Genomic DNA, 8,482 nt, shown 5'->3' on the forward strand with positions numbered 1-8,482 from the left:
GAGGGCGCCACCCGGTGGACCAGCCCGTGCCCGTTGCCGGACAAGGGCTTCTTCTTCGCGCCCACCGTGTTCGCGGGTGTCAGCCAGGCCATGCGCATCGCGCGCGAGGAGATCTTCGGCCCGGTGCTGTCGGTGCTCACGTTCCGCACCCCCGACGAGGCCGTCGCCAAGGCCAACAACACCCCCTACGGCCTGTCCGCGGGCATCTGGACCGACAAGGGGTCCCGGATCCTGTGGATGGCCGACAAGCTGCGGGCCGGCGTCGTGTGGGCCAACACGTTCAACCGGTTCGACCCGACCGCGCCCTTCGGCGGCTACCAGGAGTCCGGCTTCGGCCGCGAGGGTGGCCGCGTGGGACTGGAGGCCTACCTCGATGTCTGAGCGTCTCTCGATCGCCAAGACCTACAAGCTCTACGTGGGCGGCGCGTTCCCCAGGTCGGAGTCCGGCCGCTCGTTCCCCGTGCGCGACGCCAAGGGCGGCTTCCTCGCCAACGCCGCGCTGGCCTCCCGCAAGGACGTCCGCGAGGCGGTCGTCGCCGCGCGCAAGGCGTTCGGCGGCTGGTCGGGGGCCACCGCGTACAACCGCGGCCAGGTCCTCTACCGGGTGGCCGAGCTGCTGGAGGGCCGCCGCGAGCAGTTCATCACCGAGGTGGGCCTGAGCGAGGGCGTGCCGGCCAAGCGCGTGCAGTCCATTGTGGACGCCGCGATCGACCGCTGGGTCTGGTACGCGGGCTGGGCGGACAAGGTCGCCACCGTGCTCGGCGCGGCCAACCCGGTCGCCGGCCCGTACTTCTCGTTCTCGGTGCCCGAGCCCACCGGGGTGGTGGGCGTGCTCGCCCCGCAGGCGTCGTCGCTGCTGGGCCTGGTCAGCGTCGTCGCCCCGGCCATCGCCACGGGCAACACGGTGGTCGTGGTGGCCAGCCAGGACCGCCCACTGCCCGCCATCACCCTGTCCGAGGTGCTCGCGACGTCCGACGTGCCGGGCGGCGTGGTCAACATCCTCACCGGCCGCACCGCCGAGCTCGCCCCCTGGCTGGCCTCGCACGCCGACGTCAACGCGCTCGACCCGACCGGCGCCCCCGAGTCGATGACCGCCGAGCTGGAGAGGTCCGCGGCCAACACGGTCAAGCGGGTCCTGCGGGTCAGGTCCGCCGAGCCCGACTGGACCGCGGCCCCGGACATCTCGCGGCTCCGCGCCTTCCTCGAGACCAAGACCGTCTGGCACCCGATGGGAGTGTGAAAGCTCTGCGGAGGGCCCCGGACTTGACCTACCCTTTGGACACTGAGGGGAGCCACCGGGGCAGGCGGTGCGTCTGACCCCGGCAGGAGGGGAACACATGACACACGAGAACCCGGTGCCGCCGCCACCGCCCGGCTACGACGCCGACGCGGACGCGTTCGCCAACTTCACCAGGGGCTACCGGCCGCTGGCCGACCAGCTGAGCACCGACCCGCTGGCCGCGCACACCTCGCTGCACGGCGACGCCTTCTCACGCGTCGGCAACGAGGTCGGGCTCTCCGACGCCATCCGCAACGCCACCCAGCGCCAGGTCGACCGGGTCAAGGGCCTCGCCACCAACACCACCGACATGGCCACCGCGGTCGAGTCCACGTGGACCAACTACGTCGACACCGAGGACAGCCACGACCGCGCGTTCCGCCGCGCCGCGGGTGACGCGACGTGAACGAGCGTGCGAGTGAACCCATGACACGAGGCGACCGCGAGCGGCGACACCGAGCGTGCGAGGGGCTGTCGTGAGCCCGACGATGACGACCGGGCCGGTGGTCGAGACGCTGGTCTCCCCGGCCGCGGACGCGCAGCGCCAGCTCGCCACCGACGACGGCGCCATCGACTCCGTCGACCAGGCGCACGGCGGCGTCCAGACCGCCCTCTACACCTACGACACCGACGCCGGCCGGCAGACGCAGAACCTGCAGCACGGCTGGCAGGGTTCCTCGGCCGACCGGCAGGCCGCCGACGCCACCACCATGACCACCGCCGCCCGCGACATCAGCACCTACAGCGCGGACGTCCAGGCCGCGGTGCGGGACGCGGCCAGCGTCCTCAAGGTCGGCCAGTCCACCAACCAGCAGCTCATCGACAACTTCATGGACCGCGCCGCCGAGCTGCTCTCCGCGGCCGCGGCGCTGCGCCAGGCCGGCGACCACGCGGGCGCGCAGGCCAAGATCAGCGAGCTCATCCGGCTCGGCGCCCAGGTCAGCGGCGACAGCAGCACCAACCTCGAAGCCGTCATGGGCCAGCTCACCGACGTCGTCACCCGGCTCGACGGCGCCGACGGCACCACCTCGGCCAGCAGCGCCGACAGCGGCAGCAACCCGCCGTCCGCCTACAACACCGGCGGCGGTGGGGGCGGCGGAGGCGGGGGCGACTCCGGCGGCGGTGGCGGGGGTGGCGGCGGTGGCGGTGGCGTGGCCACCAAGAAGCGCCTGCCGGTCGCCATCCCGCCGCAGCCGGGCACCGGCGTCGCGGTCAACCTGCCCGACGGCAGCACGGTCATGGCCCCCAACGAGACCGCCGCCAAGGCCGTGCGGGCCGCGCTCGGCCAGCTCGGCGTGCCCTACGTCTGGGGTGGCACCGCGCCGGGCTCGGGCCTGGACTGCAGCGGCCTCACCCAGTACGCCTACGGCGAGGGCGGCCTCGACATCCCGCGCACCTCGCGCGAGCAGGACATCGGCGCCGAGGTCCCGTCGGCCGACCAGCTGCTGCCCGGCGACCTCATCTGCTGGGAGGGCCACGTCGCCATGTACATCGGCAACGGCCAGCTCGTCGAGGCCGGCGACCCGGTGCAGGTCGGCCCGCTGCGCACCACCAACTCCGGCATGGCCTTCGTCGGCTTCTACCGCCCGACCGGGTGAGCGGCTTCGCCTGACCTCGCCACCACGAGCGCCGTGCTCGGCCGGCTTCGTCCGAGCGGCTGAGCGCGAGTGTCGGACCTTTCGGGCACACTGGTTGCGGACAGTAGGGGGTGGGTCGTGGAGATAGACATCGACCACGAGCTGGCGGTGGTGGACCGCCGCGTGCAACAGGCGGGCGACCAGGCCGCGGCGCAGGTGGCCAGGGTGGGCCGGATCAGCGGCCGGGCCGCCTCGCCGGACGGCGGCATCGTCGTCGAGGTGGCGCCGGGCGGCCTGCTCACCGACGTGCGGCTGGAGCCCAGCGCGCTGGCGGCCGACATGGAGACGCTGGCCCGGCAGATCACCGTCCTCGCCGACCGGGCCACCCGGCTGGCGGGCGGCAACATGTACAACGCGCTGGCGCCGGTCGTCGGTGACAAGGACCTCGAGTCGCTCGGCTACGTCCCGGTCGAGGACGAGCAGGCCGACGCCGACGCCGACTTCGGCGACCCGCTCAAGCAGGGCAGGCGCCGGCCGTGATCGAACGCGAACCGCTCAACCGCAGCACCAAGCAGCTCATCGCGGACGGCCGCGCCCGCCAGGAGGCGTTGTCCAAAGTAGACAACATCCTGGCTCAGGTGACCGGAACCGCCCACGACCGCAACGGAACCGTCGAGGTCACCGTCGACGGGCGGGGCAAGCTCGTCCGGCTCTGGCTCGCCCCCGAGGCGGCGCGCTACGGGGCGGAGGGGCTGGGCCAGCTCATCGTCAAGGTGACCCGGGTCGCCATGGACGACGCCACGCAGTCCGGCTACAACAAGGTGGCGCTGCTGCTGGGCGACAACCTCACCTTCGCGCTGGAGCAGCTGTCCGGCCGCGCGGCGCCCGCCCGCCGCGAGGGCGACGGCGGCGTCACCGCGGAGGAGTTCCAGGCCCGGCGCGACGACCGCTTACGCCGTATAACGGAGGAAACGACCGATGACGGGAGCACGAACGGCGGCCACGACTCCGCCGATGAGCTCGCGTCGTTCGACCCATCGTCGCTACGCTCCGACCGGTGATCCACCTCTAAGTCCGCACCACGTAGAGTGCCGACGTTCTGTGTGCCGCCGGATTGCGTGACCAGGAGGTCCAGCAATGTCCCAGGACATCGTCTCGATCGAGCTCGGCCTGCCCCAGGGCGACCTCGTCACGCTCTGGGCACCGCGGTGGCGGGAGGACGGCGAGGAGTGGGAGGCCTTCCTCGGCCACGAGGACGACCTCTACGCCTTCCCCGACGCCGCGCACCTGGCCGCGTTCGTCCGCACGGTCGACGAGCACGACCTGGCCGACCACCCCGCGTGGGACGTCGTGCCGGAGCTGTCGGTGCCGGAGCTGCTGCCCGACGAGGCGCACACCTACGACCTGGTCGGCGTGCCCGAGCTCGCCGCCGAGGATCCGGACACCTGGACCATCGGCGAGCTCGCCGACATCATCACCATCGTCCGCTCGCTCGCCGACGTGTGCGAGCTCGACGAGGTGCACGAGGTGCTGAACTCCGCGGCGGGGTTCTCGGTCCTCGAGCAGGGCACGTTCCCGTTCACCGGGCGCGAGGGCGAGAAGCTGTGGACCGACCTCGCGGAGACCATCTCCGAGCGGTGGGACGAGGTGCTCGACGCCATCGACGAGGTGGTGTACGTGCCCGAGGTCGACAAGGCCGTCCTCGACCAGACCACCGACGAGCTGGCCGCCTACCTCGCCGAGTCCGAGGAGGCCGAGAACGCGCTCGACACCGAGGACGCGGAGGACGTCGACACCGAGGAGTCCGAAAAGGACACCGACGCGGACACCGACGCCGATGCGGACGCCGAGGACGAGGACGACGACGAGGAGGAAGAGGCCGAGCCGGAGCCGGTCGGCTTCTGGGGTGAGGTCGGCATCGACCCCATCAAGATCATCACGGCCGAGGCGGAGTACTACACGCTGCGCTGCTACCTCGACGACGAGCCGATCTTCCTGGGCTCCGACGGCAAGATCGTGGTCACCAAGTCGCCGCGGGCGCTCGCCAAGTACCTCGCGCAGGCCAGCAACGTCGACAACGACCTCGCCGAGGTGTCGACCTGGGACGAGGTCCAGACCAAGGCCACCGACGGCAGCCTGGACATCGAGGTCGAGACCGACAACACCTACGTGCTCAACGGTCTGGCCGACGACATCGGCGAGGGCCCGGACGCGGTCGACCCGGTGCAGCTCGACCTGGCGGTGGAACTGCTCAACGACGCGGCCGACTGGGCCGACGACAAGAGCGTTGCCGAGGCCCTGGCGCAGTCGGAGACCCTGGGCTGGCTGGTGTCCTTCGTGCTGCGCCCGGACCCGACACGGCTGGCGCCCAGCGCGCCGTTCGACCAGGAGCAGGCCTCGTGGCAGCACCTCATCGAGGCGTTCGAGGAGCGCCTGGACGTCAAGTAGCGACGGCGCCCGCCCGCCGCGGGCGCCGGCCCGCCGTCAGCCCGTCAGCGCCGCGTAGCCGGGCTTGATGGTGTCGTTGATGATGGCGAGGCGCTCGTCGAAGCCGATGAACGCCGACTTCATCGCGTTGATCGTGAACCACCGCAGGTCCGCCCACCCGTAGCCGAACGCGTCCACGAGCGCCGACATCTCCGTCGACGGCAGGCAGCCCGACATCAGCCGGTTGTCGGTGTTGACCGTGACCCGGAAGCGCAGCTTGGTGAGCAGCCCGATCGGGTGCTCGGCGATCGAGGGCGCCGCCCCGGTCTGGATGTTGGACGACGGGCACATCTCCAGCGGGATCCGCCGGTCCCGCACGTAGCTGGCCAACCGTCCCAAGTGGATGGTGCCGTCGCCGTCGACCTTGATGTCGTCGACGATGCGCACGCCGTGGCCGAGCCGCTCGGCGCCGCAGTGCTGGATGGCCTCCCAGATGGACGGCAGGCCGAACGCCTCGCCGGCGTGGATGGTGAAGTGGTGGTTCTGCTGGCGCAGGTACTCGAACGCGTCGAGGTTGCGGGTGGGCGGGAAGCCCGCCTCGGGCCCGGCGATGTCGAACCCGACCACGCCGGTGTCCCGGTGCCGCACCGCGAGCTCGGCGATCTCCAGCGACCGCGCGTTCTGCCGCATGGCACACAGCAGCGTGCCGACGCGGATCTTGTGCCCTTGCTCGAGCGCGCGCCGCTCGCCGAGCCGGAAGCCCTCCTGCACGGCCTCGACGATCTGGTCGAGGCTCAGGCCGTGCTCGGAGAAGAGCTCGGGCGCGTAGCGCACCTCGGCGTAGACGACGCCGTCCGCGGCGAGGTCCTCGGCGCACTCGGCGGCCACCCGGACGAGCGCGTCGAGGTTCTGCATGACGCCGCACGTGTGGGCGAACGTCTCGAGGTAGCGGACCAGCGAGCCCGAGTCGGCGGCACTGCGGAACCAGGCATCGAGCTCGACAGGGTCGGTGGTGGGGAGGTCGCGGTAACCGGAGGCGTCGGCCAGCTCGATCACCGTGGCGGGCCGGAGCCCACCGTCCAGGTGATCATGAAGTAGAACTTTGGGAGCGGCGCGGACAGCCTCCGGGGTCACCGGAACGGGGCTCGTGGTCGACATGATGCAACGGTACTCAACGAGGGGTGTCATCCGATCGGGTAAGCACAGGACCACGTAAGGTCATGCCCGGTCGCGGCATTTGCGCTACGGCCATCCTCCGAACGGCCCAATAGCTCGTGTTTGGGCCTGCAACGAACTAACGGGTGGTGTATGGACGCGTTCTGGGAGTGGCTAGGCTCCCCAGCGTCGGCCCTGCCCCTCCCCACGACGAAGGTCACCTCCGTGAACGAGAACAACAACTCGACGGTGTCGTTCGACCGGATGCGCAACATGTTGGTGCGCGCGGCCGAGATCCGTGAGAGCGAACAGCAGCAGATCTTCGACACGCTGGACGAGATCCACGCCAGGCTGTCCCCACTGGAATCGATCGGCTCGGTGCGCAAGCGCCTGTCGGAGATGCCGGACCGCACCGAGCTCTCCGCGCTCGCCGGCCGCGTCGAGGAGGCGCTGGGCAAGCTCGACACCCAGGACGCCGCCATCGCGGCGATCACCAGGGCCGTCGAGGGCATCGTGGACAAGCTCGCGACGCCGTTCGCGCAGCTCGACGGCCGGCTCGACGGGGTGGCGGGCCGGTTCGAGGGCGTGGCCGGGCGGATGGACGGGCTGGAGGACAAGCTCGCGAGCATCCACCGCCGCATCGACGAGCTCGACGGGCATCTCGACAAGCACCTGGACAAGCAGGACACCAAGCTGGATGCCCTGCCCGCCACCGTGCACGGTCCGGTCCGCGAGCGCATCGAGCTGGCGGAGAACAACCTCCGCGGCCGCATCGACGAGGTCGACGGTGCCCTGCGCGGTCAGGTCGACTCCACGAAGGACGCGGTGCGCCAGTCGGTGTCCGATGCGTCGGAGGCCGTCCAGTCGAAGCTCGCCGACACGGCCAACGCGCTGCACAACAACATCGACGAGAAGGCCACCGGCGTCCGCAGCGTCGTGAACGAGTCCCGCAAGACGGTGCAGGACGCGATCGAGGACACCAAGTCCACGGTGGACGGCACCGAGCGGCTGGAGTCGCTGGCGCAGCGCCTGGAGCAGGTGACCGGCAGGCTGGACGACATGACGACCCGCCTGGACCTCGTCGAGGACGGGTTCACGGAAAAGATCGCCCAACTGGGTACCGCGATCACGGACAGTCTCACCAAGGTCGAGGGCACCCTCTCCCACCAGCCGGACAACGACCAGCTGGCGTCGATGGTGAAGAAGAGCAACGAGGAGTCCGAGCGTCGCATCGGCGGCCACCTGGACGAGGCGATGGCCACCTTCGCGGAGCTGATGATGGGTGGCGGCGCCCAGCCACCCCGCCCGCCGGCCACCCTGCCGAGGCAGACCGCGAGGCGCCGCAACGGCAAGCCCCAGAAGCCGAGGACGGACGAGAACGAGGACGCGGACGCCTCGACGAACTGAGCAGGTAAGAGCGGAACGGCCCCGAGCGCCTCGAGCGGTTGGGGCCGTTCGCTTTCGTCGGCAGGGTTCGGGGGGCGAGGCGGCGGCGTGCCGTGGTGGGGGGCGATGAGAGTCGCGGCCTGAGAATGCGCGCCGACCAGCCCCTCATGGTGCGAGGGCACCGGAGCAGGGCTCAGCGGATCGTCTCAAGGACCAACGGAGTGGGAGCGGGTGCTGAGTCGGAGATCGACACGGCATCGGCCAGAACCGCCAAAGCGCCCGGAACCGCCCCCGGCGTGTCCGTGCGCAGCTCGAAAAGCGGTGCCCCCTCCACGACGCTCTCCCCAGGCTTCGCCAGGCACACCACGCCGGCGGCGGCCTGCACCGGATCCTCCTTGCGCGCCCGCCCGGCCCCCAGCCGCCACGCCGCCAGCCCGACCGCCCGCGCGTCCAGCCTCGACACGACCCCGGACGACGGCGCCACCACCGTGTGCACGTGACCCGGCGACGGCAGCGCCGCCGAAGGGTCCCCGCCCTGCGCCGAGATCATCGCGCACCACGTCTCGTACGCCTGGCCCGACGCCAGGACCGCGGCCGGGTCCGCCGAGACCCCCGCCAGCGACAGCATCTCCGACGCCAGCGCGACAGTCAGCGCGAC

9 protein-coding genes and 1 pseudogene are annotated in these 8,482 nt (G+C 71.3%); 8 read left to right on the top strand and 2 right to left on the bottom strand.

Annotated features, from left to right (window positions below; translation table 11 throughout):
• The 7 genes from VGD70_RS11850 to VGD70_RS11880 all read left to right on the top strand — a co-directional run.
• Positions 1-381 (top strand): aldehyde dehydrogenase family protein (locus tag VGD70_RS11850; protein WP_331081031.1); only part of this gene is annotated, 381 nt, incomplete at its 5' end.
• Positions 374-1,240, top strand: a complete 867-nt coding sequence (locus tag VGD70_RS11855) for an aldehyde dehydrogenase family protein (protein WP_331081033.1) — start codon at positions 374-376, stop codon at positions 1,238-1,240. The genes VGD70_RS11850 and VGD70_RS11855, both read left to right, overlap by 8 nt.
• 97 nt (positions 1,241-1,337) lie before the next feature.
• Entirely contained in the window at positions 1,338-1,685 is a 348-nt protein-coding gene (locus tag VGD70_RS11860; protein ID WP_331081035.1) for a hypothetical protein, read from the top strand.
• A gap of 70 nt (positions 1,686-1,755) precedes the next feature.
• Positions 1,756-2,877, top strand: coding sequence for a C40 family peptidase (locus VGD70_RS11865; RefSeq protein WP_331081036.1), 1,122 nt, complete (start codon positions 1,756-1,758; stop codon positions 2,875-2,877).
• 117 nt (positions 2,878-2,994) lie between these two features.
• Positions 2,995-3,396 (top strand): YbaB/EbfC family DNA-binding protein, encoded by a 402-nt coding sequence (locus VGD70_RS11870; RefSeq protein WP_331081038.1) that lies wholly within the window; start codon positions 2,995-2,997, stop codon positions 3,394-3,396.
• Complete coding sequence (locus tag VGD70_RS11875; protein ID WP_331081040.1) at positions 3,393-3,917, top strand: YbaB/EbfC family nucleoid-associated protein; 525 nt, start codon at positions 3,393-3,395, stop codon at positions 3,915-3,917. The genes VGD70_RS11870 and VGD70_RS11875 overlap by 4 nt, the downstream gene beginning before the upstream one ends.
• Before the next feature lie 76 nt (positions 3,918-3,993).
• Complete coding sequence (locus VGD70_RS11880; RefSeq protein WP_331081042.1) at positions 3,994-5,304, top strand: primosomal protein; 1,311 nt, start codon at positions 3,994-3,996, stop codon at positions 5,302-5,304.
• Positions 5,305-5,340: 36 nt separating this feature from the next.
• Here VGD70_RS11880 and VGD70_RS11885 read toward each other — a convergent pair whose 3' ends face one another.
• Complete coding sequence (locus tag VGD70_RS11885; RefSeq protein ID WP_331081044.1) at positions 5,341-6,441, bottom strand: adenosine deaminase; 1,101 nt, start codon at positions 6,439-6,441, stop codon at positions 5,341-5,343.
• Between the two features lie 261 nt (positions 6,442-6,702).
• Here VGD70_RS11885 and VGD70_RS11890 point away from each other — a divergent pair, with 261 nt between their 5' ends.
• Positions 6,703-7,845, top strand: coding sequence for a hypothetical protein (locus VGD70_RS11890; protein WP_331081046.1), 1,143 nt, complete (start codon positions 6,703-6,705; stop codon positions 7,843-7,845).
• Positions 7,846-8,017: 172 nt separating this feature from the next.
• Here VGD70_RS11890 and VGD70_RS11895 read toward each other — a convergent pair.
• Positions 8,018-8,482 (bottom strand): annotated as a pseudogene (locus VGD70_RS11895) (thymidine phosphorylase); the annotation flags it as partial.

The organism is Actinophytocola sp. (genome assembly GCF_036402745.1).
Lineage (GTDB): Bacteria > Actinomycetota > Actinomycetes > Mycobacteriales > Pseudonocardiaceae > Actinophytocola.

Bases quoted from the DNA above. Each gene is read 5' to 3' on its own strand.
- VGD70_RS11855 (WP_331081033.1), top strand. From the start codon at position 374: ATGTCTGAGCGTCTCTCGATCGCCAAGACCTACAAGCTCTACGTGGGC.
- VGD70_RS11890 (WP_331081046.1), top strand. From the start codon at position 6,703: ATGCGCAACATGTTGGTGCGCGCGGCCGAGATCCGTGAGAGCGAACAG.
- VGD70_RS11880 (WP_331081042.1), top strand. From the start codon at position 3,994: ATGTCCCAGGACATCGTCTCGATCGAGCTCGGCCTGCCCCAGGGCGAC.
- VGD70_RS11885 (WP_331081044.1), bottom strand. From the start codon at position 6,441: ATGTCGACCACGAGCCCCGTTCCGGTGACCCCGGAGGCTGTCCGCGCC.
- VGD70_RS11860 (WP_331081035.1), top strand. From the start codon at position 1,338: ATGACACACGAGAACCCGGTGCCGCCGCCACCGCCCGGCTACGACGCC.